The organism is Haliea sp. (assembly GCF_040221975.1).
Lineage (GTDB): Bacteria > Pseudomonadota > Gammaproteobacteria > Pseudomonadales > Halieaceae > Haliea.
In genome coordinates this window covers 132822-159497 of sequence record NZ_JAVJWR010000036.1, presented here as the reverse complement: position 1 = coordinate 159497, position 26676 = coordinate 132822, and the positions used below count along the sequence as shown (strand labels likewise).

19 protein-coding genes are annotated in these 26676 nt (G+C 62.4%); 13 read left to right on the top strand and 6 right to left on the bottom strand.

What is annotated here, in order from left to right:
* Window positions 1-69 precede the first annotated feature (69 nt).
* The 6 genes from hrcA (at window position 70) to trxA (ending at window position 7002) form a co-directional block, all read left to right on the top strand.
* Window positions 70-1104 (top strand): heat-inducible transcriptional repressor HrcA, encoded by a 1035-nt coding sequence (gene hrcA, locus RLO07_RS18870; protein WP_462293700.1) that lies wholly within the window; start codon window positions 70-72, stop codon window positions 1102-1104.
* Window positions 1105-1337: 233 nt separating this feature from the next.
* Window positions 1338-1925, top strand: coding sequence for a nucleotide exchange factor GrpE (grpE, locus tag RLO07_RS18865; RefSeq protein WP_462293699.1), 588 nt, complete (start codon window positions 1338-1340; stop codon window positions 1923-1925).
* Between the two features lie 101 nt (window positions 1926-2026).
* Window positions 2027-3952: a molecular chaperone DnaK gene (gene dnaK, locus RLO07_RS18860; protein WP_462293698.1), complete on the top strand. Its 1926-nt coding sequence runs from the start codon at window positions 2027-2029 to the stop codon at window positions 3950-3952.
* A 117-nt stretch (window positions 3953-4069) separates the two neighbouring features.
* Complete coding sequence (gene dnaJ / locus RLO07_RS18855; protein WP_462293697.1) at window positions 4070-5194, top strand: molecular chaperone DnaJ; 1125 nt, start codon at window positions 4070-4072, stop codon at window positions 5192-5194.
* Complete coding sequence (dapB, locus tag RLO07_RS18850; protein WP_462293696.1) at window positions 5191-5994, top strand: 4-hydroxy-tetrahydrodipicolinate reductase; 804 nt, start codon at window positions 5191-5193, stop codon at window positions 5992-5994. The genes dnaJ and dapB overlap by 4 nt, the downstream gene beginning before the upstream one ends.
* A gap of 153 nt (window positions 5995-6147) precedes the next feature.
* The gene (gene trxA / locus RLO07_RS18845) at window positions 6148-7002 is read left to right on the top strand and encodes a thioredoxin (protein ID WP_462293695.1); all 855 of its coding nucleotides are present in this window, start codon (window positions 6148-6150) and stop codon (window positions 7000-7002) included.
* Between the two features lie 12 nt (window positions 7003-7014).
* On the opposite strand, the gene RLO07_RS18840 is transcribed toward trxA, so the two are convergent.
* The 5 genes from RLO07_RS18840 to RLO07_RS18820 are packed head-to-tail and all read right to left on the bottom strand — an operon-like array spanning window position 7015 to window position 17102.
* The gene (locus RLO07_RS18840) at window positions 7015-8829 is read right to left on the bottom strand and encodes a ShlB/FhaC/HecB family hemolysin secretion/activation protein (protein WP_462293694.1); all 1815 of its coding nucleotides are present in this window, start codon (window positions 8827-8829) and stop codon (window positions 7015-7017) included.
* Entirely contained in the window at window positions 8829-12077 is a 3249-nt protein-coding gene (locus tag RLO07_RS18835; RefSeq protein ID WP_462293693.1) for a two-partner secretion domain-containing protein, read from the bottom strand. Before RLO07_RS18835 ends, RLO07_RS18840 begins: the two co-directional genes overlap by 1 nt.
* Before the next feature lie 23 nt (window positions 12078-12100).
* Window positions 12101-14392: a CHAT domain-containing protein gene (locus RLO07_RS18830; protein WP_462293692.1), complete on the bottom strand. Its 2292-nt coding sequence runs from the start codon at window positions 14390-14392 to the stop codon at window positions 12101-12103.
* Window positions 14382-16160, bottom strand: coding sequence for a serine/threonine-protein kinase (locus RLO07_RS18825; protein WP_462293691.1), 1779 nt, complete (start codon window positions 16158-16160; stop codon window positions 14382-14384). Before RLO07_RS18825 ends, RLO07_RS18830 begins: the two co-directional genes overlap by 11 nt.
* Before the next feature lie 30 nt (window positions 16161-16190).
* The gene (locus RLO07_RS18820) at window positions 16191-17102 is read right to left on the bottom strand and encodes an OmpA family protein (protein WP_462293690.1); all 912 of its coding nucleotides are present in this window, start codon (window positions 17100-17102) and stop codon (window positions 16191-16193) included.
* Between the two features lie 186 nt (window positions 17103-17288).
* Between RLO07_RS18820 and RLO07_RS18815 the strand changes: the two genes are divergently transcribed.
* The 7 genes from RLO07_RS18815 to RLO07_RS18785 are packed head-to-tail and all read left to right on the top strand — an operon-like array spanning window position 17289 to window position 25791.
* Complete coding sequence (locus RLO07_RS18815) at window positions 17289-19067, top strand: alkyl sulfatase dimerization domain-containing protein (RefSeq protein WP_462293689.1); 1779 nt, start codon at window positions 17289-17291, stop codon at window positions 19065-19067.
* Between the two features lie 46 nt (window positions 19068-19113).
* Entirely contained in the window at window positions 19114-20292 is a 1179-nt protein-coding gene (locus RLO07_RS18810; RefSeq protein ID WP_462293688.1) for an acyl-CoA dehydrogenase family protein, read from the top strand.
* A 24-nt stretch (window positions 20293-20316) separates the two neighbouring features.
* Window positions 20317-21456: an acyl-CoA dehydrogenase family protein gene (locus RLO07_RS18805; RefSeq protein WP_462293687.1), complete on the top strand. Its 1140-nt coding sequence runs from the start codon at window positions 20317-20319 to the stop codon at window positions 21454-21456.
* A gap of 22 nt (window positions 21457-21478) precedes the next feature.
* Window positions 21479-22519: an LLM class F420-dependent oxidoreductase gene (locus RLO07_RS18800; protein WP_462293686.1), complete on the top strand. Its 1041-nt coding sequence runs from the start codon at window positions 21479-21481 to the stop codon at window positions 22517-22519.
* Window positions 22519-23310 carry an SDR family oxidoreductase gene (locus RLO07_RS18795; RefSeq protein ID WP_462293685.1) on the top strand — a complete coding sequence of 264 codons (792 nt, stop codon included), beginning with the start codon at window positions 22519-22521 and terminating at the stop codon, window positions 23308-23310. Before RLO07_RS18800 ends, RLO07_RS18795 begins: the two co-directional genes overlap by 1 nt.
* 19 nt (window positions 23311-23329) lie before the next feature.
* A complete protein-coding gene (aceK, locus tag RLO07_RS18790; protein WP_462293684.1) occupies window positions 23330-25084 on the top strand; it encodes a bifunctional isocitrate dehydrogenase kinase/phosphatase in 1755 nt (584 codons plus the stop codon).
* Entirely contained in the window at window positions 25084-25791 is a 708-nt protein-coding gene (locus RLO07_RS18785) for a histidine phosphatase family protein (RefSeq protein WP_462293683.1), read from the top strand. Before aceK ends, RLO07_RS18785 begins: the two co-directional genes overlap by 1 nt.
* On the opposite strand, the gene RLO07_RS18780 is transcribed toward RLO07_RS18785, so the two are convergent.
* On the bottom strand, window positions 25778-26653 hold the full coding sequence (locus RLO07_RS18780; protein ID WP_462293682.1) for an acyl-CoA thioesterase: 876 nt from the start codon (window positions 26651-26653) through the stop codon (window positions 25778-25780). The two genes, RLO07_RS18785 and RLO07_RS18780, sit on opposite strands and share 14 nt — an antisense overlap.
* Window positions 26654-26676 lie beyond the last annotated feature (23 nt).

Here is a 26676-nt window from a genome sequence, read left to right as displayed (position 1 = left end):
TGCGGCCACGGCTTTGTATTGGCGCTCCCCTGTGATACAACCAAGCCACGCAACAGTATTGGGGATGGTATGAGCTCGGCGGACCTGTCAGAACGCGCGCGGATAATCCTCAAGGCCCTGGTGGAGCGCCATATCCGCGATGGCCAGCCGGTGGGGTCACGCACCCTGCTGGAAGAGGCCGGTTTGCCGGTCAGCGCCGCCACCATCCGCAATGTGATGTCGGACCTGGAGGATCGTGGGTTGTTGCACTCGCCCCACACGTCCGCCGGCCGGGTGCCAACCGCCCAGGGTTACCGCCTGTTCGTCGATCGCCTGTTGCAGGTGCAGCCCATTGATGAGCGCGCCGTGATCGCCCTGCGGGAGCAGCTCAATCCCGACAAATCCGCGACCGAACTGGTGCAGACGGCATCTTCGCTGCTGTCGGCGATTACCGCCCAGGCCGGGCTGGTGACCGTGCCGCGGCCGGATGCACACCAGCTGCGGCAGGTGGAGTTTTTGCCGCTGTCCGGGGACCGGGTACTGGTCATCCTGGTGGTGAATGAGCGGGAGGTGCAGAACCGCATCATCCATACCCAGCGGCCCTTCACCGAAGCTGAACTGCGGGAGGCCGCAGCCCTGGTCAACCAGCGCTTCGCTGGCCAGCCGCTGAGCCAGGTCCAGGACCAGATCCTGCGGGAAATGCAGGATGCGCGCAGTCGTATTGACAGCTACCTGCAGGCGGCCCTGGATCTCGCCAGCAAGGCGCTGGACCAGGAAGATCCCGAGGACGAATACCTGGTGGCCGGGGAGTCGCGGCTGTTGGGCAATGTCAGCCCGGAGGATCTCGGCCGCCTGCGGGAGCTGTTTGACGCCTTCGAGCGGAAAAAGGATCTGCTGCACCTGCTGGAGCGCTGCTCCAAGGCCAACGGGGTGCAGATTTTCATTGGCGAGGAGGCCGGCTTTGAGGTTTTTGGTGACTACAGCGTGATTACCGCTCCCTACACCGACGGCGCCCGGACCCTGGGCGTGCTCGGCGTGATCGGCCCCACCCGCATGGCCTATGAGCGGGTCATCCCGGTGGTGGATATAACCGCCAGAATGCTCAGTCAAGCTCTTTCCCACTGAGCGCACCCGCTGTGGGCACGCTCTGGGTGTGGGAGCCCCGCTCTGGGTGTGGGAGCCCGCTCTGGGAGTGGGAGCCCGCTCTGCGGGCGATCGCGCGGGGACCGCGCTCCCACGTTCCTTGACCGGCCTTGAAAAGCCAGCCTGAGTCCCAATATCTCCGATAGGCAGCTGGCGGGCGGCCCCGTGGGCCTGTCCGTCACTCAATCCGTAACCGCCATTGATGGAGCAACGACGTGGCTGAGAGCGAGCAAAACAAGCCCGAAACTGAACAGACCCCAACGCCTGAACAGGCTGCCGCGGGCACTGAGCCCGAGAATGCCGGCAGCGTTCAGGGTGACAATGAACTCACCCCAGAGGAGCTGATGGCGAAGCTGGAAGAAGACCTCAACGCCGCCCGGGATGCCGCCTTGCGGGCCCAGGCCGACGCCCAGAATATCAAGCGCCGCGCCGAGCAGGATGTGGAAAAGTCGCGGAAGTTCGCGCTGGAGTCCTTCTGCAAGGAGCTGCTGCCGGTGGTCGACAACCTGGAACGAACGCTGGCGGTCACCGCGGGCCACGACGAAACGGTAAAGCCGATCATCGAAGGCGTGGAGCTGACCCTGAAGAGTTTTACCGATGCCCTGCGCAAATTCAACATCGAGTCCGTCGATCCCGAGGGCGCGCCCTTTGATCCCCAGCTCCACCAGGCCATGAGCCTGGTGGAAAACGCCGATGTTGAACCCAATACCGTGATCGCGGTGATGCAGAAGGGCTACACCCTGAACTCCCGGCTGGTGCGCCCGGCCATGGTCATGGTCAGCAAGGCGCCGGCAGCGCCGTAACAAGCGCGGGGTGGCCCTTGAATTTTTACGCTCAGGGCCAATATAGAGAATAACCGAGACAAGGTGGCCGGTACTGCCGGCCCAAATGAGGAGACGAACACATGGGCAAGATAATCGGTATCGACCTGGGTACCACCAACTCCTGCGTCGCCGTGCTGGAAGGCGGCAAGGCGCGGGTGATCGAAAACTCCGAGGGTGACCGCACGACGCCCTCCATCGTCGCCTACACGGAAGACGGCGAAATCCTGGTAGGCCAGAGCGCCAAGCGCCAGTCGGTCACCAACCCCAACAACACCCTGTACGCCGTCAAGCGCCTGATCGGGCGCAAGTTCAAGGACGACGTGGTGCAGAAAGACATCAAGATGGTCCCCTACAAGATCATCGAGGCCGACAACGGCGATGCATGGGTGCAGGCGAAGACCGAGAAAATGGCGCCGCCGCAGGTGTCTGCTGAAGTGTTGCGCAAGATGAAGCGCACCGCCGAGGAATACCTGGGCGAGACCGTGACCGAGGCGGTGATCACCGTGCCGGCGTACTTCAACGACTCCCAGCGCCAGGCCACCAAGGATGCCGGCCGCATCGCCGGGCTGGACGTCAAGCGCATCATCAACGAGCCGACTGCGGCCGCGCTGGCCTATGGCATGGACAAGGCCAAGGGTGACCGCACCATCGCCGTGTACGACCTCGGCGGCGGCACCTTCGATATTTCCATCATTGAGATCGCCGAAGTGGATGGCGAGCACCAGTTCGAAGTACTGGCCACCAATGGTGACACCTTCCTCGGTGGTGAGGATTTCGACATGCGCCTGATCGAGTATCTGGCGGCGGAATTCAAGAAGGAAAGCGGTATCGACCTGCACAGCGACCCGCTGGCCCTGCAGCGCCTGAAGGAAGCGGCCGAAAAGGCCAAGATCGAGTTGTCCTCCAGCCAGCAGACCGAGGTCAATCTGCCGTACATCACTGCCGACGCCACCGGCCCCAAGCACCTGGTGGTCAAGCTGTCCCGCTCCAAGCTGGAGTCGCTGGTCGAGGAGCTGGTCAAGCGTTCCATGGAGCCGGTAAAAGTGGCCCTGCAGGACGCCGGCTTGAGCCCCAGCGAGATCAACGACGTGATCCTGGTGGGCGGCCAGACCCGCATGCCCATGGTGCAGAAGGCGGTGGCGGACTTCTTCGGCAAGGATCCGCGCAAGGACGTGAACCCGGACGAGGCTGTCGCCATGGGCGCGGCTATCCAGGGTGCGGTACTGTCCGGTGACGTCAAGGACGTGCTGCTGCTGGACGTGACGCCACTGACCCTGGGTATCGAGACCATGGGCGGTGTTGCCACGCCGCTGATCGAGAAGAACACCACCATCCCGACCAAGAAGTCGCAGGTGTTCTCGACCGCTGACGACAACCAGACCGCGGTCACCATCCACGTGGTACAGGGCGAGCGCAAGCAGGCGGCACAGAACAAGTCCCTGGGCCGCTTCGACCTGGCGGACATACCGCCGGCGCCGCGTGGCATGCCGCAGATCGAGGTCACCTTCGACCTGGACGCCAATGGTATTCTCAATGTCTCGGCGAAGGACAAGGCGACCGGCAAGGAGCAGTCCATCCGCATCACCGCCTCCGGCGGCCTGAGCGAGGAGGAAATCCAGAAAATGGTCTCGGATGCCGAGATCAACGCCGACGCCGACGCGAAGTTCGAGGAGCTGGTCAGCGCCCGCAACACCTGTGACGGCCTGGTGCACGCGGCCCGCAAGACCCTGGAAGAGGCTGGCGACAACGCCACCGCCGACGAGAAGGCAGCCATTGAGGCGGCCATCACCCAGGCGGAGGAGGCGCTGAAGGCCAACGACAAGGATGCCATCGACGCCGCAGCCACCAAGCTGACTGAAGCCACCGGTCCGGTTGCACAGAAGATGTACCAGGCCCAGGCCGGTGCGGCCCAGGACGCCGCTGGTGACACCGGTGAACGGGCCCAGGATGGCGGCGACGACGCGGTCGATGCCGAGTTCGAGGAAGTGAACGACGACAAGAAGTAAGCAACAACGCTTCTGTCACACGGGGCGGGCAGCCGCCCCGGATGCCAATATCGACCACGCGGGACTCAAGAGCCCGCGTCGTCATTTGCGAGGGTGCGGTTTAACGCCAGGCTGTCTATGTCAAAACGCGATTACTACGAAGTGCTCGGGGTCGAGAAAGCGGCCGATGAGAAGGAAATCAAGAAGGCTTATCGCCGGGTGGCCATGAAGTACCACCCGGACCGCAATCCGGACGACCCGGACGCGGACGAGAAATTCAAGGAAGCCACCGAAGCTTACGACGTGCTGATGAACAGCGAGAAGCGCGCAGCCTACGATCGCTTCGGTCACTCAGGGGTCGATCCCAACATGGGTGGTGGCGGCTTTGGCGGCGGCAGCTTCAGCGATATTTTCGGAGACGTGTTTGGCGACATTTTCGGCGGCGGTGGTCGCGGACGTGGTGGCCCCCAGCGGGGTTCCGACCTGCGCTATACCCTGGACATCTCGCTTGAGGACGCGGTCCGCGGTACCACCGTCGAGATCAAGGTGCCGACCCTGTCCAGCTGCGATGAATGCGACGGCTCCGGTGCACGCAAGGGCAGTTCGCCGGTCAGCTGCTCCACCTGCGGTGGTATCGGCCAGGTGCGGATGCAGCAGGGGTTCTTCCAGGTACAGCAGACCTGTCCCACCTGCCGCGGCCGCGGCAAGATGATCTCCGACCCCTGCCCCAAATGCCGGGGCCAGGGCCGGGTGGAAAAGAGCAAGACCCTGTCGGTCAAGGTGCCGCCGGGCGTGGACACCGGCGACCGGATTCGCCTGTCCGGTGAAGGCGAGGCGGGGCCCGACGGCGGGCCGCCCGGAGACCTGTTCGTACAGATGTCCGTGCGCCAGCACCCCATCTTCGAGCGCGATGGCAAGAACCTGTACTGCGAGGTTCCCATCACCTTTGTCGCGGCAGCGCTGGGGGGAGAGCTGGAAGTGCCGACCCTGGACGGTCGGGTCAAGCTCAAGATCCCGGCGGAAACCCAGACCGGCAAGTTGTTCCGCCTGCGTGGCAAGGGTGTGAAGCCGGTGCGCGGTGGTGCCGTGGGTGACCTGCTGTGCCGGGCGGTGGTGGAAACGCCGGTCAATCTCAACAAGAAGCAGAAGGAACTCCTGAAGGAGTTTCAGGAAAGCCTCGGCCAGGGCGGGGACGCGCAGTCTCCACGCCAGACCAGCTGGTTCGAGGGTGTGAAGACATTCTTTGACGACATGAAGCCATGACCGTGCGCGTGGGAATTACCGGTGCCGCCGGCCGCATGGGGCGCACACTGGTAGAGGCCATCGGCCAGACTCCGGGTCTGGAACTGGCCGCGGCCCTGGAGCAGCCCCACAGCAGCCTGCTCGGCGCCGATGCAGGCGAGCTGGCGGGCCTGGGCAAGATCGGAGTGGCCGTGACCAGCGACCTGGCAGCCGTGATCAATGGCATTGATGTGCTGATCGACTTCACCGTACCGGCGGCGACCCTGTCCAACCTGGCGCTTTGCGCCGCCGCGGGCAAGGCGGTGGTAATCGGCACCACCGGATTCAACGCCACTCAGGACCAAGAGATCAAGCGCGCCGCCGGGAAGATCGCGGTGTGCAAGGCCTCGAATTTCAGTACCGGCGTCAACCTCTGCTTCAAGCTGCTCGACATGGCGGCGCGGGTGCTGGGTGACGATGTGGACATCGAGATCGTCGAGGCCCACCACCGCCACAAGATCGATGCGCCCTCCGGTACGGCGCTGTCCATGGGCGGTGTGGTCGCCAATGCCCTGGGTCGCGATCTGGCGGAGGTAGCTGTTTATGGCCGCGAGGGCCACACCGGTGCCCGGGAGCGGGAGACCATCGGTTTTGCCACTGTGCGCGCCGGCGATATTGTCGGCGACCACACGGTGATCTTCGCCGCCGATGGCGAGCGGGTGGAGATCACCCACAAGGCGTCCAGCCGCATGTCCTTCGCCCGCGGCGCGGTCCGAGCTGCCGGCTGGCTTTGCGGGCGCAAACCGGCGCTTTACGATATGCAGGATGTGCTGGGCATCTAACACCCGGCTGGTAAATTGTAGGAGCCCGCTCCGCGGGCGATCGCCCACAGAGTGGGCTCCCACATCACAGTGGGCTCTCACAACAGAGTGGGCTCCCACAACAGAGTGGGCTCCCACATCACAGTGGGCTCCCACAGAAGAGGAAAACCTGGCGTGACTGAATACATTGTCAACATCGATGAGAGCAACGCTGCGGCTCTGCTGATCGAAGAGTCCCACAAGCGTCCGGTTGTGGTGGATTTCTGGGCCGAGTGGTGCGGTCCCTGCAAGACCCTGATGCCGCTGCTGGAAAAGCTGGCCAACGAACACGCCGGCGCTTTCCTGCTGGCCAAGGTCAATGCCGATGAGCAGCCCATGATCACCCAGCAGTTCGGGGTGCGGAGCCTGCCCACGGTGATGGTCATGCAGGGCGGGCAACCGGTAGACGGTTTTGTCGGCGCCCAATCTGAACAGCAGGTGCGAGAGCTGCTGGAAAAGTACCTGCCCAAGCCCTGGGACGCCCTGTTGCAGCAGGCGCAGGCGCTCATGGCGCAGGGAGATTTCAGTTCTGCCCTGTCGCCCCTGCGGCAGGCGTTTGAGGAGTCACACCAGCGCCACGACATCACCCTGGCCTATGCCCACGCCCTGATCGAGTGCAACCGCCTGGACGACGCCGACGGCGTCCTGGCGACGGTAAAGATGGTGAACCAGGACCCGGACTGGGAGCAGTTGGTCGCCCAGGTAAAGCTGAAGCGTGAAGCGGCTCGCTCCCCGGAAATGGAGGCGCTGGAACAGCGCCTGCAGGCGGAGCCCGACAATCACGATGTACGCCATCAGCTGGCGGTGCAGTACACCAATGCCGGCTACTATCGGGAGGCCCTGGAGCACCTCATTACCATTCTCCGGCAGGATCTGAACCACGACGAGGGTGCCAGCAAGAAGACCCTGCTCGATACTATCGCCAGCCTGGGCAAGGGCGACCCCCTGGCTGTGGAGTATCAGCGCAAGCTCTACAGCCTGCTTTACTAGCCAGCCGCCACGTCAGAGCGGCCAGCTGAGGGCCAGTGCCAGATGAAAGCCCTCGTCCTGGAGATCCTTCTCCGCCGGTGACGGAATATCGTCATCGGCGATTCGCTCGCCATAGATCACAGTGAAGTACAGGTGCCGAGAGGGTCGCCACTGCAAGCCAAGGCCAATACTGCTCAACTTGGCAGCCTTGTGGCTGGAGAGGTTGCTGTCATGGTCCCAGCTGCGCCCGTAATCCAGAAAGGGCACGACGGCAAGGTTCCAGCGGTTGAAGCGGGCGCTGTTTGCGAACAGCGGAACCCGCCATTCCAGGGACGCGTTGACCCCGCTGTCTCGCACGAGCTGGTTTTCACGAAAGCCGCGTACGGAATAGAACCCACCGATCGCCATTTTTTCCACCGACAGCAGGGGATCGAAAGCCTGCTGCCACACGCCGCTGAAAACCAGTTGGCTACTGAGCCACGGCAGTCGGCGCGCATACTGGAACTGGGTCAGCAATACGGTGAACTCACTTTCGGGGATGTGGGCGCCGGTATCGAGCTGACGCCTGGGAGCCCCCTCGGGGATCATGGTGGCTCCAAACCAGTCTGTGCCGTAGCGCAAGCTTGTGCGCAGGGCAAGCACGTTATCCTCGCCACGCTCGATCCATTCTGCGCCGAGACTGACATGCGTGGCTGCAATCTCGCCGTTGCGGGCACCGAGTGAAAATGAAAACGGCCTGCCCAGCAATGAGGTTTCTGACTGGCTATGGTTCAATCCCAGTGACAGCTCGACACGCCTATCGAGGCGGTCCAGCAGGGGGTGCGCCAGCGAAACTCCCCAGGATTCGGTATCGCTCTCGATATCCAGTTGGTCAAAGGGGGACTCAATCACCTCCGACTTGCCGCGCTGGTAACCGAACCAGAGCCGGGTATTGTGGCTGTTCAGAGGCCGAGTGTAATCCAGGTAGGCGTCCTTGAGCCCCTCGCTGACGCTGGCCCTGAACGCCAGTCTGTCGCCATGACCGGTCAAATTCAGGTGCTCCAGCGACAGCACGCCGCGCTCGGCTCCGACGCTGGGAGAGCGGCGGTTGTCCATGAACAGGCCGAGCCTGAGGGGCGGCGCCTCCTCAATCTGCAGTTGCAGGATTGCCTGGCCCAGGTACAGGCCGGGTACCAGCGCGGCATCGACTTTTCTGATCAGCGGGTTCAGCTCCAGGCCACGCAAGCTGTCCTGCAGGTCGTAGACATTCAGTGGCGTGCCCACGTCGCGTCGCAGGCGCGCTTCCAGATACGCCGGCGGCCGTCCAGGGGTGATCCACTCAATGCTGCTGAGCTCGCCTTCCACCGCCTGCAGCGTCAAGGTGCCTGTTTCGGGGATCTGTTCGGGCAGCAGCACGCCGGAGTTGACGTAGCCTTCGTTGAAGTAGAGTAGTGACAGGCGTCGCTGCAGTTCCCGCAGATTTTCGGGCGACAGCTCCCGGTCAGAGAAGGGGGCTGTCACGGCTTCGATGGCCGCGGCGGAGAGTACCGTGTTGCCCTCCACCACAATGTCTGCCACCTGCATGGAACTGGTGCCTGGCTCCACCGCTGATCCCACGACGCCAGACAGTTGCGGTCTGGGCAATACCTGCTGGTGTGGACGCGCCGCAGTCGAATCCGGGGCCGTGTCGAAGCTTGGCTCCGCGAAAGCATCGGTCGAATCTGCAAAGCCCCGTCCGATATTGTCGCCCAGGGAGGACTGGGTGGGCGCTGCCGGGGAGGGTTGCTGCCCAAAGGTGGCGGTATTGAGGCTGCAGATACACAGCACTGTCACAGTGCAGACCCTGGCCACCATGTGTCGGGGTGGCATTATCGATGTGCCTGCCGACATGTGCCCTCCCGGATGTGTGCTATCAACTGTGGAGTGCTGCCGGGCTTGAGGGCGCCGGGGAAGGAAGCGTCCCGCTGGGGCTGCCCGGCACCAGTGACGGGTTGAAAGTCGCTGATCAGGTATCCATCGTAGCGCTCCCCGATGGTTCCCTGGCTGCCAACCACCAGGCTGCTGGCATCATCAGGACTCAGGGCGCAGGGATCCCGGATCAGGCTGCTCGCGTCCAGGATCGCCACGTCCAGTTCGGAAACCGCGGCGCTGATGTCCTGCTCGGGAGCGTTGATTTCGAAACTGCCGGGGTCGCCAAGCGTCGAGGTTACCGTGAATATGGAGCGCGCATCGCGCAGGAACTGCTCCGCATTGATGTTGATCAGCCCGCCGTTACCGGCGTCTGCGCTTGCGGACAGGCCGCTGTTGCGCACGAACACCAGTTCGGCAGGTGCGAGCGGATTGCCCAGCGTTATTGAACCGCCGTTTCCAGCCGCATCGGATGCCACGGAGCTCGCACTGATGAAGACAATGCCGCCGGCCTCCGGGTCGCCGTCCAGATGGATGTCCCGACCAAAAATATTCACATCGCCACCTCCCGCATTCTCCGATGTGCCCTCGATCCGGGCGAGGGAAAGACGCACCCGATCGGCCGAAAGCAGAATGGTTCCGGCATCGCCCGTTCCCTCCGAGGAGGTCTGTACAAAACCGCCATCGTCGAACCGCAGTGAACCGGCAGCAAGAATACTGACGTCACCCGCATCACTGCTACCGAGGGCGTTGCTCAGGAGTTGCGTGTTCTGACCGCGCAGCGAGATATCGCCACCGCTGTCGAGAAAAATGCCGCCGGTGATGCCGTCTCCGGTCGTGGCGGTCTGGATCGCGACATTGTCCAACCACAGCGCATTTCCCGCGGCCAGAGATACCTGGCCGGCGGGTGAAGCGCCAAAGGAGTTGCTTTGCAGGCTGCTTGCACGCAAAAGCAGCGTGTCTTCCGCATCGATGAATATCTGGGCCGGCACATCGCTCGCGTCATTCGCCAGGGTGACCGTCAATACGTTGCTGCCGTCAAGGTCGATGGTTTCCCCCGACATGAGGATGAATCCGGCGGCGCCGCTCTCCAATGCGGCACTGTCGATATTGACGCCCGACAGGCGCAGTTCGTCGCGGGCATCCAGCGAAATGATACCGGCATCACCTTCTCCGAAAGATGATGTTGACAGGGTGGTCGGCGCGATCGACTCAATGGCAATTGAGCCAGCCTCCAGCAGGATGGCACCGGAAGCGCCCGGTCCAAGGGTATTGCTGGCGAAGGCGTGTCGTCCCTGGATGACAAGTGTCTCCTCGGCCAGGATGACAATCGTGCCGCCGGTACCGGCGGATGTGGTCGAGCTGTCGATGGAGGTGATGGCGTCGGCCTCGCTCGTCTGCTGTAACTGCACATTGCGTCCTTCCAGGGAAACGGTTCCGCCATCGCCACGGGTCAAGCTGTCCCCCAGGCTGCTGCTGCTGATATCAAAGCTGCCCTGCACCAGCAAGTCACCCTCGGCGTCGATGAAGATGTTGCCACCCCGGACATCGCTACTGGTCCCAGTAGTGATCCTCGACGTTTCCTGCTGCGACAGCAGCGAGATATTGCCATCCGCAGCCAGGAGCAGGGAGGCTCCAGTGCGCCCGCCCCCGAAAATGGTGTCCACGGATGTGTTGAACAATTCGATGCCGCCACTGCCCGCCTGCAGGCTGATAAAGCGGTCGAAATCGGGGTTGAACCCCGCGGAGCGAATGTCGCCGTACTCGGCGCGAATGCTGTTCGCGAACAGCAGCATGTCGCCCGCTGCGCCGGTGCCGCTGGCGAGGCTGGCGAGCGACACGCGGGTCCCAGACGTGCCCCGCAGCAGCAGGGAGCCCTGGACGTTCAGGAACAGATCTCCCGCCTGGCTTTGCTGGGTACTGAATGAGCGGATCTGCCCTTCCTGCAGCAGGAAGCTCTCCATGGGGAGTGACGCACTGGTGCCGAACAGCAGGTTGCCGGGATTCCCGGTAGGTATGTCCAGGTCGGGATTACTGCTCGCTATCAGCCCGCCGAGCTGCGTGTACTGTGGCGTATCGATACGGATGTCCCCACCGTCCGTCGCGGTAAAGGTTCGGGTTTGCAGTACCGAACCCCGCAGCGATACGCTTTCCGTGGCGCGGATGGAGATCGGCACAGGCAGTTGCTGGGCAAACGTGTCGATATGAGAATTGTCCACCAGCAAATGGTCAGCAAGTACCGTCAGTCCCGAGGCCGGAGCGATACCCTCATCGGAAATCAGCAGGTTTGTGTGTTCTATGAGGATGCTGCCCAGGGGTGTTCCCGGCCCGGCGCTCAGCCCGGCCGCCATGGTGCTGTCGACGTTCATGCTGCCCCCGGGAGCGAGTGCGCCGAGCTGCAGATTGAGTGCCTGGAACTGTGAGCTGTCGAGCGGTGAAAAGCCATCGGGGTCGACCGGCAGCGCGATGTCGCCGGATAATTCTATGCCTGCGGTCAGTGGATCGATGCTGGTCCCGACCAGCGTCAGGTTGGACAGGAACAGGGGCACGTTGGTGCTGGACGCATCTGTCACCGCCACTGTTATGCCGCGAGGCGTGACGTTGGCCGGCAGCGCCTGTTGATCGAGGAAGCCGAATGACGTGGGCGGCGCAATTGAAAGTACCGAACTGACAGCAAGACCGTGGGAATGAAAGCTCTCCCCATTGGCAAACCCCAGGCGGTTTGCGGTGGAGAGTACGAAGGTACTCCGGGGATCAAAGCTCGCCCCATCACCGATGACGATACCGTTGGGGTTTATCAGCCACAGCGCGGCAGTCGTGGGGCTGAACACGCCGTCCAGCGAGCGCCGTACCTGTAACCCACCATGGATTCGAGAGGGCGATACGCCGGTCACCCGGGCCACGATGTGTTCGATGGCCGCGGACTGATGGGTGAATGTCGCCAGCTCGCCCTGATTGACACCAAAGCTGGAAAAGCTGTGGAACAGGTTGCCGCCGGCGGTCACGCCGTCCTGCTGGGAAATCTCGAACAGGCCGGATCTGGACGTGCCCGCCGCGTTCGGTCCGATCGTCCCGTCGAAGACTGCCTGGGCGTTCACTTCCGGAGCTGACCAGCCCGTGGCCGTCAGTGCTGCCAGCAGGGCGGTGACCTTGAGTGCGGAGCGATCAGTTCTGGCGCGCCGACCTGGGTGCTTGTGCCTGTCAGTCATCTGTACCGACCTCTCTGTCAACGCTAGAGCCAGTTTCCTATCAGCAGGAAAGGCGCCCACTGGCTGGGGTGTGGATTGCTCCCGTTATGGATCAGCTGCAGCTGGGCGCGCTGCAGGCTGCGCGCCCGGGAGTGGTCTCCCGTGGACAGGGAATCGTAGAACGCCTGCACGATATCCACAGCCGAACGGTCATCTACCTCCCACAGGGTCGCCAGGGCGCTACGCGCCCCGGCCTTGAGCGCAATGCCCGCCAGGCCCAAAGCCGCCCGATCATCACCAGCGGCGGTTTCACAGGCACTGAGCACCAGCAGTTCCAGTGGTTCCCGATTGCTCGAGCGAGACTGGATACTGCGCCCCAGGTCATTGATCAGCAACTTGTCGTCGTAGGTCAGTAGGAAGGAGTCATCGTAAGTATCGCGGAATTGACCATGGGTCGCGAAATGCACGATGCTGTAGTTTCCACTCTGCAGCTCGGACTGGACCCTGGCACGGGTGAAATTCCTGTTCTCCAATACTTCTGCGTCCAGCATCCCTGCCAGCGCCGACAGCTCACGTTGGACTCCGGGTAGTGCGGGAAAGCCCTGCACCGACTCTGATATGCCACCGGCCAGGGTCGTGTAGGAGCGGCCTGCAAAGGCCCTGGGTTCTATCAGCGTAATCCCGGGCGCTGTCGCGACCGCATAGCGCTCGATCAGGAAAGCCTCGCCATCATGCAGGACAGCCAGCGGTATTGTGCGCAGGGGGCCATCCGGGACGAAAACCAGCGTCTCGACCCGGTGTCTGGTCAGTTGTGGCTCCAATGGCCGAATCAGCAGGTCGTACAATTGCCGCGCCTGACGCAGGTAGTCCCTAGTGCCAGTATTCGCCTCTATATTGAGCCGGAAGTCCCTGACCAGGCGCACCAGGTGAGAACGATCCACGGGCACCGCAATCTGCTCTATGCCGGCGTCAGTGGTGAGCAGCAGTTCCAGTCGGTCATCAAGCAAAACCGGGTACAGGACAGCGGTTTTCGCCGCCAGCTGATCCAGCAGTACCTTCTCGTCACCGACACATTGCTCCCTGAAATAATCCTGTAGCTCTGCGACCTTCAATGCCTCGAGGGTTGCTCGCGCATCGCTCAGCAAACGCTGCTTGCTGGCGCCCTGTTGCAGCCCGGCGCTATGCCTGAGCAGCAGGTCGGCGTATTCGTAGTACAGCGGTTTTATGATATCGTCGAGTGTATTCCGATCGAAGGTATCCAGGCCGGCGCGCAGACTTCCCAGCGACGCAATGGCACGTGCATAGGCCGCCATCGCCTGTTCCGGTTCACCCTCTTCCGAAAAGGCTGTTGCGAGTATCCATTCCCAGCGATATTCCAGGTCCTGCGCGTTTATTCGGGCCGCCGAACGCAGAGCAGTTCGCGCAAAGTGCAGCGCGGCATCAAACTGACGATCATCCGCATACAGTTCGGCCATGGAGCCTTCGACGAGGGATTGATAGCGGTCGTTGGCTGCAGTGTCATCCCCGGTTCCCTGCAACAGTTCCAATGCTGCCAGGCGATAGCCTGCATCGGCACCATATCTGTTGACTGCTTGTCGAAGGAGTGCGGCCAGCGCCAGGCGGTGGCGCACTGTCGATACCTGCGGGTCGCTGTCCATCCGCTGTGCAATACGGTGCGCTTCATTCAGGGAGGCGTGCAGACGCCCATCCTCCAGCATGGCCCTGGCGGCATTGATGCGATAGCTGGTTTCGGCATCCCTGTCCATGACCAGTTCTGCGGCTTCGGTAAACTGGGCGATGGCAGCAGCCGGATCGCCGCCCTGCTGTCGAAGGATTGCGGCGTCGTTCAGCAGGCTGGCCTGCAGGTCTGGCTGCAGCTGGTCCGCCAGAGCCAGAGCGGCGCCCATCTCGCCCCTGGCCGCCTCGAACTCACCATTCTGGAAGTGGAGCAGGGCGTGTTGCCGATGCAGCTGGGCGAGGAAGGCGGTTTCCGCATCCGGTCTTGCAGCGAGCCGTTCGTGGAGCTCCGACAGGGCCTTGTTCGCCTGTGTCGGCTTGCCCACTCGGCGGAGCAGGTCTATCCGCAGCAACCTGGCATCAATCTGCAGATTGGAAGCCGGTTCGGAGAGCGAATCCATGTCCTCCAGCAGTGTTAGCGCGCCGCGCAGGTCTCCCTGGGTACTCAGCTCCCGGGCCTTGCGCAGTTCGTCTGCACCGTCCACGGCGCCCACCAGGCAGGCCCCGGCTACCAGCAACAGGCCGAGCGTCAGGTGGATGTACCAGGCCGGATGCCGCGGCCTGCTTCTCTGGTGCCAGGCAGGTGATTCAGGGTTCATTCAGGTAGTTCCTTGCCTGTGGGTGGCCAAGTTGCGCGGCCCGTTCGAAATAGCCTTTTGCTCGTTCAGGATATGCACGCTCGACATAAAGGCCCGAATCGAGAATTACGCCCAGGTTGAACAGGGCGTTTCGGTCTCCCTGATTGCCCGCGGCCTCGAGCAGCTTCAGGCCCGCGTCGATATCGCGCCCCAGCAGGCGCCCCTCCAGCAGGTAATTGGCGAGTACCGTCTGCGCCAGATAGAATCCCTGGTTCGCAGCCTGCTCCAGTACCTGGATGCCCTCGCGACGCTCTGCATCGGTCCCTGCAGCACTCAGCACCAGCATCGCAAAATGATATTCGGCGAATGGGTTTCCTCCCCGTGCTGCCCGCCGGGCATAGTCCCGCGCCCTGGCTTGGCTTCGCTCCCCAGCCCAGCCGGTGTCGTACAGCTCACTGACCACAAGTTGTGCTCGCGTGTCGCCGCGATCGGCCTGTTCCTGTAGCGCGGTAAACAACTCCCGGTCACTGGCGAGCTTTACCCGCAGCATGTCGGCGAACACGCTTTCGGGAAAGCGCCCGATGAAAGTCGCCTGGCGCTCGACCAGGCCAGAGTTGACGGCGTCATAGAAAGCAAAGAATTCTTCGCCCGACGGTGTTCCCGGGGCAGATGAGGACGGCGGTGGGCTGTCCGCGCCGATTGGGGCAGGGAGCGCCTCCCCGGTGACGTCGGTCAGCTGCGCTGGGGTGGCGTTTTCCAGGTCAATAAGGTCCGGTTCCTGCAGCCAGTACCACACGAACCCGGCCAGCCCCAGGGCCAGGCCCGCGGCAACGAGGGTTACGGCTGCGAGCGGCAGTGGCAGTACACCTTTCGTGCCTGCTTGGGGTGATTGCTCCCGCATGTGCGTCACTGTGGTGTCGCCAGTCGGGGTCGTGTCACGCGCGGCGTTCGGTGGCGACCGCGGTCTGGCTGTATCCTGTGCGAGGATACTTTTGATGCTCCTCTGCAACTCGCCGCAATCCGTGAAACGCTTCTCACGCTCATAGGCCAGCAGTCCGTTCATCAGCGGCTGCAGATGCCCAAGCGGGCAGGGCAGGCGCGGCACCTGTTTTTCCATGCGTTGAAGGGAAAGCTCGCTCACGGTCTTCCCTGCAAACGGTACTTCGCCAATCAGCATCTGGTACAGCATGACCCCCAGGCTGTAGATATCCGAGCGACCGTCGAGGGATTGGCCCAGGGACTGCTCGGGGCTCATGTACTTGGGAGAGCCGATCACCGACTCAACCAGGGTGATCTCTGTCAGTTCACCCTGTCCGTGTGCCGGGCGCGCGATGCCGAAATCCGTGAGCACCGCCTCGCCCGATTCTCGAAACAGCACGTTGTCAGGTTTGATGTCCCGGTGGACGAAGCCCTTCTGGTGCGCAAACCCCAATGCCGACGCGAGCTGCCAGGTGATTTCCAGCGCCCGCCGCTCGCTCAGTGGAGCGCGCATCTGGCTGCGCAGATCACCCGCTGTGAACAGTTCCATTGCCAAATAGAATACGCCCCGGTGCTCGCCCACATCGTAGACCTGCACAATGTGCGGGTGAGACAGGCTCCCGACGATTCGTGCTTCGCGAAGAAAACGCCGCCCAAACTCCGGGTTGCTCGCCAGCTCTTGAGAAATGACCTTGAGAGCCACCGGCCGTCCAAAACTTTGCTGGATGGCGAGGTAAACCGTCGCCATGCCTCCCGCCCCGAGTATGCGCTCGATGACATATCCCGGTATTTCGGGCGTGTCGTATTCCATTGCTACTGGCACTGTATACCCGATGCCGTGCTAGTTGACGATGACCTCCAGGCGCCGATTCAGGCGATGCTCCGACTCGGGCAGGTCTTCGCCCGGATACTTGGGCTTCGCTTCACCGGCACCGACCACGCGAAGTCGGCCGCTGAGTGGCGGAAATGTCGTTTCCAGGATGGCTCTCGCCGCCTCTGCACGCCGCTCTGAAAGTGCAAGATTATGCGCCCAGGTGCCGCGGACATCGGTATGTCCAACCAGGGTAAAAGTCTTGCCTTCGTGCTCCTGGCTGGCCAGCACCTTACCCAGTTCATGGATATTGTCGCTGGTCCGTTCGTCCAGCTCGACGCTATTCAACTGGTAATTGATAGGAATCTGGATTCTTGCCTTGGTCTCGCCCCTAACATTGGCCTGGTTCTCAATCTGGTTCATGGCCAGCAGGCCAAACTCCTGGCTGGCAAGGCTGCGCTTTATTGAGTCGCTGGAAACGGGTGCTTCAGCCAGGCTGAGGTCCAGTTCGCGGGCGTTCTCGCGCATCCAGGAGGGCGGGTTGGAGTGAGCCTCCATGGCGCGTTCAAGCATGGTCAGTGCCTCGAAGCGCTGACCGTTCAGAGCCAGTACCTGACCATAGCGTGCCATCGAGAGTGCTGCCTGGTCCTGGCTACCGGCGTGCGCCACCGCCTGCTCATAGGCGGCAAGGGACTCCTGCAGGTTTCGCTGCCTCTGGTAGGCAGTTCCCATCAAATGCCAGGCAGGGTAAGAGTCGCACGCCGCGACGGACTTCTGCAGCCATTCGGCAGCCTTGACGAAGTCCCGCGAAGCGCCAGCCTCACGGGCGAGATTGTAGTAACGCGTCCCGTCGTCACAGGGAATGCTGACGCCACTTGCCGCCACACCTGTTGCGTGCAGAGCCATTACCACTATCGAGGCAACGAGGTGTAGCTGCTTCATAAGCTCCCCCTTTGGGACACCTGTCAGTCCAAGGCCGCACTTTTTGATCATTACATCGGCTTGGGGAGGTGTTGTCAATCTGCAGTATAGGCGGGGTTGGTGCCGCGGGGTTCTTGTTTTGCGCTGCCGGAATCGTTAAGGTACATGCCCCGGCGATGAAAAACATACCCGAAGGTCAAAACCGGCATGGCGAAGGCACTTGTTACAGGCACCAGGCGGTCTGCCGCGCGCATGCTGGCGCTGCTCTGCGGCGTGGTCCTGTCCGCCTGCGGGGGCGACCAGTCGCCACCCGCGCCGCCCCCGGTTGCAGCCAGCGAGGCACTGGCTACACATTCCGCCGAGTTCAGCAGGGATATTGTCGAGGTAGTGCCGGGAATCCACGTGGCGATCGGCTACGCGCTTGCCAATGTCATCCTGATCGAGGGTGATGACGGCGTCATCATCGTGGATACCACGGAATCCCTGGCCGCGGCGCGGGCGATCAAGGCAGAGTTTGACCGCATAACCGACAAGCCTGTCGCCGCCATCATCTATACCCACAACCACACAGATCACATTTTTGGTGCCGCCGCCTTTGCCCAGGGGCGGGATGTGCCGGTCTATGCTCACGCAACCACCTGGTCCCACATCGAGCGCATCATGAATGTACTGCGCCCGGTCATTGAGACCCGTTCTTTCCGCATGTTCGGCAACTACCTGGCCGCCGGTGGAGAAACCATTGTCAACGACGGTATCGGCCCGGCGCTGGCCCATACGCCGGGGGTGGATACGGATCTTTTCGGCCTGCTGCAACCCACCCATACCTTTCAGGACCGGCTCGAAGTGACCATCGCCGGCCGCACGCTGGTGCTGCGGCATGCGCCGGGGGAGACCGATGACCAGATCCTGGTGTGGCTGCCGGAGGAGAAGGTGCTGTTACCGGGCGACAACGTCTACAAGGCCTTCCCCAATCTCTATACCATCCGCGGTACCCGCTATCGCGACGTCATGCAGTGGGCCCGGAGCGTGCGCAGCATGCGTGACCTGGGCGCCGAGTATCTGTTGCCCAGCCACACCCGCCCGGTAGCGGGTGCCGCGGAGATTGACGAGATCCTGCGAGTGTACAGCGATGCCATCCAGTATGTGCACGACCAGACCGTGCGCGGTATCAACCAGGGTCTGGATGCGCTGACCCTGGCGGCCAGTATTGAACTGCCGTCCGAACTGGCCACACACCCCTGGCTGCAGCCCTTCTATGGCACTGTGCCCTGGTCGGTGCGGGCGATCTATTCCGGTTACCTGGGCTGGTACGACGGCAACAGCAGCAATCTGTTCCCGACGCCGGCCGCGACCCGCGCCAGCAGGCTGCTGGACCTGGCGGGCGGCGAGGCGGCGGTGCTGGCGGAGGCCGAGGCCCGGTTGCCGCAGGATCCCCAGTGGGCGGCGGAGCTGGCGGACCTGGTGTTGACGGCGAACCCCGATTCTGTCGCGGTTGCCGCTGACCTGAAAGCGCAGGCGCTGCGTATCCTTGCCAGTGGCACGCCAAACCCGAATGCCCGCAACTGGTACCTGACCGAGGCGCTGGAGCTGGAAGGCAGGGTGACGGTGGCACCCTCGCCGCTCACGGCGGAGCGGGTGGAATTTGCCCGTGGTTTTCCCATTGCGGGAGTGCTGCGAACCATGGCGGTGAGCCTGGACCCTGCTCGCAGTGTCGGTATGGATCAGCGGGTGGTGTTTGTTTTCCCCGACCAGGGAGCACAGTATGCCATTCATGTGCGCAACCAGGTCGCCGCCATTGAGGCGCTGCCTGCGGTGCCCGACGACGACAGCCTGGTAGTGACAGTGACGGCCACTGACTGGCTGGACCTGGTCAGCGGCCAGCGCGGGTTTCCCCTGGCGCTGGCGGACGGCACGCTCCAGGTATCCGGCGGTCTGGCGGACAAGGGTACGTTACTGCGATTCCTGGCGCTGTTTCGGCAGCAGTAGTTATCGGCGGCCCCGGCCGCTTTTCGACAACAGAAGAGGTGTTGACGTGGATACAAGTTTTGCTCCTGAAGATCTCGCGTTTCGCGATGAAGTGCGGGCGTTTTTTGCCGAGGCCTATGATGCCGAGCTGCAGGCACGCCTGAACAACCTTGACACTTTCAAGGACGCCGTCATCGACTGGCAGAAGCGACTCTACAAGCAGGGCTGGATCGCTCCGGGCTGGCCGAAGGAATACGGCGGTACCGGCTGGAATGCTACCCAGAAGTTCATCTACGAGACGGAACGCAGTGCCGCGGGCATCCGCGACGTCATCCCTTTCGGCCTCAACATGGTGGGCCCGGTCATCTACGCTTTTGGCAATGAGGAGCAGAAGCAGCGCTTTCTGCCCCGTATCCTGCAGAGCGATGACTGGTGGTGCCAGGGCTACTCCGAGCCGGGTGCCGGTTCCGACCTGGCGGCACTGAAGACCAGGGCGGTGCGCGAAGGCGACGAGTACGTGGTGACCGGCGCCAAGATCTGGACCAGCTACGCCCAGTATGCGGACTGGATCTTCTGTCTGGTGCGCACCAACAGCGAGGGCAAGAAGCAGGAAGGTATCAGTTTCCTGCTGATCGACATGAAGTCGCCCGGAATCAAGGTCAACCCCATTGTCTCCATCGACAACCACCACAGTCTCAACGAGGTGGAGTTCAACGAGGTGCGTGTGCCAGTGGCCAACCTGATCGGCGAACAGGACAAGGGCTGGACCTACGCCAAGGCCCTGCTGGCCCACGAACGCACGGCTATCGCCGGCGTTGCCGACAGCAAGCGTAACCTGGCACAGACCAGGGAGTTCGCTGCCCGCGAAGTCAACGGTGGCAAGTCGCTGCTGAGTGACCCGCTGTTCCAGAAGCGCCTGTCTGATATCGAAATCGAGCTGATGGCGCTGGAATTCACCGAGTTGCGGGTGTTGGCCACCGTTGCCTCGGGCGGTGCCCCGGGTGCGGAATCCTCGCTGCTCAAGATCAAGGGTACCGAGATGCAGCAGGCGGTGCAGGAGTTGCGCATGGACGTGGCGGCCTATTACCAGGGCGTATTGCCCAACGACCTCACTCCTGAACAGCTGGGCCATGACTTCGGTTCCCAGGCTCGGCAGAGCTACATGTACGGCCGCGCTGCCACCATTTATGGAGGCTCCAACGAGGTCCAGAAAAACATTATCGCCAAGGCCGTGCTCGGCCTGTAATCCCGCATTCGAGAGGCAACAGAGATGAATTTTGAGTTTACCGAAGAACAGGGGATGCTGCGGGACAGCGTCGCGCGGTTTGTCCAGGACAGCTACGATTTCGATACCCGCCGCAAGATCGCGGCCTCCGATGAGGCCATGAGTCGCGCCAACTGGCAGACCTTCGCCGAACTGGGCTGGCTGTCGGTGCCTTTTGCCGAGGAGCACGGCGGTTTCGGCGGCAACCCGGTCGATAGCATGGTAATGATGGAGGAGTTCGGCAAGGGCCTGGTGCTGGAGCCCTACCTGGCCACGGTACTCCTGTTTGGCGGCCTGCTGCAGCGAGGCGGAACGGTGGAACAGCAAGCCGAGTTGATCCCGCGCATTATCGAGGGTGGTTGCCTGGGTGCCTTTGCCTACCTGGAGCGCCAGAGCCGCTATGAGCTGGCGGATATCAAGACCACGGCCAGCGCCCAGGGCGATACCCTGGTGCTCAATGGCGAGAAGGTCGTGGTGTTCAACGGCGCCAGCGCCGACCAACTGATTGTCTCGGCCCGCACCCGCGGCGAACAGAGTGACAGCGATGGCATTACCCTGCTGCTGGTCCCGGCCGACGCCGCCGGCATCGAGCGCAGCAGCTACCGGCTGATGGATGGCCAGCTGGTCGCCAATATCGTGTTCAAGGATGTCCAGGTGCCCGCCGCCGACGTGGTCGGGGAGCAGCACGAAGGTTATGCCCTGATGAACGAAGTGGTCACCGCCGCCACTATTGGCCTGGCCGCGGAGGCGCTCGGGATCATGGGGCAGCTCAACGCCAAGACCCTCGAGTACACCAAGACCCGCAAGCAATTCGGGGTTGCCATCGGCAGCTTCCAGGCCCTGCAGCACCGGATGGTAGATACCTTCATGGCCTACGAGCAGACCAAGTCCATGCTCTATCGCGCCGTGTGTGAACTGGACGGTGGCGGTGATGACGTCGCTGCCTGCGTGCATGCGCTGCAGGTGATGGTGGACCGCAACGCAAGGAAGATCTTTGGCGAGGCAATCCAGCTGCACGGCGGCATGGGCCTCACCGATGAGCTGGATATCGGTCACTACGCCAAGCGCTTGATGATGATCAATGCCACTTTTGGCAACGGCGATTATCATCAGGCACAATTCAACCAGCTGCGCTACAGTGCATGATCAATAAACGGGAGCCAACGCTATGAAACTGGGCATTCTGCTGGGCTATTCCGGCAAGCAAATCGACATTCCCATCGACCTTATCCGCCAGGCGGAATCGATGGGCTATGACTCGGTGTGGACGGCCGAGGCCTACGGCAACGACGCCGTGACCGCGGCCGCCTGGGTACTCGCCCAGACCGAAAAGATCCGCGTCGGCACCGCCATCATGCAGATGCCCGCGCGCTCACCGGCCATGTGCGCGATGACCGCGATGTCCCTGGATCAGTTGTCCGGCGGCCGTTTCATCGTCGGCCTGGGTGCGTCCGGCCCGCAGGTCGTGGAGGGCTGGCACGGGGTGCCCTATGGCAAGCCGGTCACCCGCACCCGCGAGTACATCCAGATCATGCGCAAGATCATGGCGCGGGAAGGCCCGGTGGAATTCCAGGGTGAAATGTACCAGCTGCCCAATACCGGCGCCGGCACCACCGGCCTCGGCAAGCCGCTGAAATCGATTCTCGCGGGCAACCCCGACATACCCATCTACACTGCGTCCATCACCCCGGCGGGCCTGCGCTGTGCCGGGGAAGTGGCGGATGGCGTGTTCCCGGTATGGATGGACCCGAACAAGTTCAGCATCCTCGGCGAGCATATCCAGAAAGGCCTGGACATCGCAGGCAACGGCAAGAGCCTGGCCGACTTCGATATCGCGCCTTTTGTCTCAGTGGCAGTCAATGATGATCTGGACGCGGCCTACGATTCCCTGCGGCCCTGGCTGGCCCTGTACATCGGCGGCATGGGCGCCAAGAACAAGAACTTCTACAACGACTACGCTACTCGCGCTGGCTACGGCGACGTCGCCGAGCGCATCCAGGACCTCTACCTGTCAGGCAAGAAGGCCGAGGCAGAAGCGCTGGTGCCGAATCAACTGCTCGACGAGGTAGCGCTGGTCGGTCCCCGCGAACGGGTCATTGAGCGCCTGGCCGACTGGAAAGCCGCCGGCAAGCGGGGCGAGGTTGGTACCATGCTACTGGGAGTACATGATCCCGCCGTGCTGGAGCTGTTTGCCAGGGAAATGCTCTGATGCAGGTGCAGGGGCGGATCGTGGTTGTCACCGGTGGCGGCAACGGCATCGGCAAGGCTCTGTGCGAACGCTTCCACCGGGAGGGCGCGGAGAAAGTTGTCGTGGTCGATCTTGATCGCGCCGACGCGGAGGCAGTGGCCGCAGCGGTTGCCGGTGATGCCTTCGAGGTCAATGTCCGCGATGAAGAGGCCATCAAGGCCATGGTCGATGCAGTGATCGCCCGCCATGGCCGCATCGACCTGTTTTGCAGCAATGCCGGCATCGTTGCGGGCGACGGAGAGCCCTGGTGGGCAACCTCCGCCCCCAACAGCACCTGGCAGGCCATGTGGGAAATTCATGTGATGGCGCACGTCTACGCTGCTCGCGCCTGCCTGCCCGGCATGCTTGAGCGTGGTGAGGGCTTTTTCCTCAACACGGTCTCGGCCGCGGGCCTGCTGAATCAGGTTGGGGACGCCGCCTATTCGACCACCAAACATGCGGCGATTGGCTTTGCCGAGGCGCTGGCCATTACCCATGGGGATGACGGGATAAAGGTTGCAGTACTGTGCCCGCAAGCGGTGGCGACACAGATGATTGGCAGCGTGGAGGAGGGAGGCACCGCCGGTGTCGATGGCATCCTGACACCGGAGCAGGTGGCGGATGCGGTCATTGATGGCCTGGCTGCAGAGCGATTCCTGATCCTGCCACACGCGCAGGTGGCGGACTACCGGGCGCACAAGGCAGCGGACTATGATCGTTGGCTGGGCGGCATGCGCAAACTGCGGCGCCGTTTCGGCAATCCCAACCTGTGATACTGCACGGACCAGTCGCATGACCTACAGTCGCGGCCAGGAGGAGCGTTTCGCGCGCACCATCCTCAACGGTTTCGAGGCCTACTTTGCCGAGTTCCAGAACATCACCCTGGCCGCGCGTGCGCGGTTCGAGGCGCAGGACTGGCAAGGCATGCATGCGGCGTCCATCCAGCGGATCGATCTCTACAAGGAATCCACGACCCGGGTCCTGCAGTACGTGGAACTGATCGCCGGAGAGCAATTGCACAGCTTGCAGTTCTGGCGGCAGGCACGTGCAAGCTACGCGGCGTTGGTCCGCGGCCACAACAACTTCGAGATCGCCGAGACCTTCTTCAACTCCGTTTACTGCGGCGTGTTCAAGCACCTCAAGATACGCGACGAATACGCCTTCGTGTTTTCACCCCAGGGCGACATGCCGGCTCCGGATGTGAGCAAGGTCTATCGTTCCTATGCCTGTGCGGACGGCTTCGATACACCCCTGCGGGAGGTGCTGCAGGACTACGGGTTCTCCCTGCCCTGGGAAGACCTGGAACGCGATATCGCCAGTATTGTCGAGGCCATCAACCACTATCTGGCGCCACGTATCGACCTGAACCGGCCCGGGGTGGAGATCCAGACCCTGGAGCCACACTTTTTCCGCAACAAGGGTGCCTACATTGTCGGCCGCATTGTTTCCGGGCCGGATTCCATGCCGATCGTGATTCCTGTCCTGCACAGTGGCAACGGCGAAGTGTACGTCGACACCATTTTGTTCGGCGCCGACAAGATGAGCGTAATCTTCAGCTTTACCCGCGCCTATTTCATGGTGGACGCCACCGTTCCATCCCAGTACGTATTGTTCCTGCAGCAACTGATGCCCGCCAAGCCGATTTCCGAACTCTACAGCTCCATGGGCTATAACAAGCACGGCAAGACCTACTACTACCGCTGCGCCTTCCGGCACATGAAGAGTACCAGTGACAAGTTCATTATTGCCCCGGGAATCAAGGGCATGGTCATGAGCGTGTTCACGCTGCCGTCCTATGACTTTGTGTTCAAGATCATCAAGGACCGGTTCACACCGCCCAAGGAAATGACCCGGGAGCAGGTGAAGGAGAAGTACCGGCTGGTGAAGCGCTGGGATCGCGCAGGACGGATGGCTGACACCCAGGAATTTACCAATCTGGCCTTCGCCCGCGAGCGCTTTTCGGACGAGTTGATGGAGGAACTGCACAAGGTCGCGCCATCGCTGATCGAGGAGCATGGCAAGGCGCTGGTGATCAAGCACGTGTATGTCGAGCGCCGGATGACGCCGCTGAACCTGTACCTGCAGGATGCTACCGAGGAGCAGGTGGCAGCGGTCATGGACGAGTATGGCAACGCCATCAAGCAGTTGGCCGCCGCCAATATCTTCCCGGGCGACATGTTGCTGAAGAACTTCGGGGTTACCCGCCACGGTCGCGTCGTGTTCTACGACTACGACGAGATCGTGCCGTTGATGGACTGCAACTTCCGCGAGATACCCGCGCCCCGGACCGAGGCGGAAGAGTTGGCCAGCCAGCCCTGGTACAACGTGGGCCCCAATGACATTTTTCCCGAGGAGTTCCGGCTCTTCTTCTCCGGCAACCAGCGCGCGCGCAAGGTGTTTGACGCCATGCACAGCGACATCTACGAGGCGTCGTTCTGGCAGGGCCTCCAGGACCGGATACGCCAGGGCTACATCGAAGACTTTTTCCCCTACCGACGCAAGTTCCGGTTCAACCGTACTCCCAGGCAACAGGCAGCAGCAGTCTAATGGCAACACTGTATCTCTTCCGGCACGGCCAGGCGTCCTTCGGGGCCGACGACTACGACAAGCTATCGGAGCTCGGTTGTCGCCAGGCAGAAGTGCTCGGCCATTACCTGCGCGATCAGGGTATCCAGCTCGATGCGGCCTATAGCGGCGGCTTGCTGCGGCAGCGGGAGACTGCTGCGCTGGCGCTGGCCAGCCAGCCGCGGGAAGTGCCGCATCATATTGACCAGCGTTTTGACGAAGTGCGCAATGATGAGCAGATCAAACACCTGGTGCCGGTGGTGGCAACGGCAAATCCACAGATCAAGGCGCTGGTGGACAAGGGCCTGAGTTCAAGCAAGGACTATCAGAAAGTGATCGAAGCGGTGTTCACCCACTGGGTGTCACCGGCCTGTGACGAGCCGCGCATCCAGAGCTGGGCTGAATACTCGGGGGCGGTGCATGCGGCGCTGCGCGATATCATGGCGGCACAGGGTTCCGGCAAGACGGTCGGTGTCTTCACCTCCGGGGGAACCATCGCCACCATCGTCAGCCAGGTGCTGGGCCTGAGCGGAGAGCATGCCTACAAGTTCTACGAGCCGATCTTCAACTGCTCGGTTACCCAGCTTTTCTACAGCGGAGACAAGGTGTCCCTGTCCTACTTCAACGACCGCTCCTTTCTGCAGGTGCTAGGCGGCCAGGCGGGTGAACAGCTTGTCAGCTATCGCTGACAGGCTTCTTCTTGCGCAACAGGGACTCCTGAGCCACTGAAGCCACCAGCTCGCCACTGCGGCTGTAGAAGCTGCCCCGGCTGAGGCCGCGGCTGCCGTGGGCGCTGGGGCTGTCCATTGCATACAGCAGGTACTCATCCACCCGCAGGGGCCGGTGTAGCCACAGCGCGTGGTCCAGGCTCGCTGCCTGTATTTCAGGGCTCATGCCAGTGTAGGGGTGGGGCAGCAGGGCAGCTCCGAGCAGGGCAAAGTCGGAGATGAAGGCGAGAAGTGTCTGGTGGCGGACCGGGTCATCGCCGATTTCGCGTGCCGGGTCCAGCACCCGGAACCACATGAACTGCTCCGGCTCCTGGGGTTTCGGGTTCAGATAGTCCCGACGCCTGACCGGGCGCCGCTCCAGCGCCTGCATCAGGGGCGGTGTAAACCGGTCGGGGTATTTCTCGGCCATCATGCCCCAGTACTCGAAGTCGGTTTCCAATTCTTCCGGTGGCGTAACTACAGGCATGTCGAACTGGTGGCTCAGCCCGTCCTCGAAACGCTGGAAAGATACCGAGGTGCTGAATATCGGCACACCGTCCTGCTTGGCGATCACCCGCCGGGTGGTGAAGCTGCCGCCGTCCCGAATCGGGTCGACCTCGTACACTATCTGCTTCTTCGGATTACCCGGGCGCAGGAAGTAGGCGTGCATCGAGTGAGCGTTGCGGGAGGCGTCCACGGTCTTGCTGGCGGCATAGAGGGATTGCGCCAGCACCTGGCCACCAAACACCCGGGGCGGGTAGCTCGGGCTATTGCCGATGAACAGGTATTTGTCGATACGCTCCACTTCCAGCAGTGTCAGCAGTTTTTGCAATTTGTCAGCCATGCTAGTGTTTCCTGTAGGTCCGG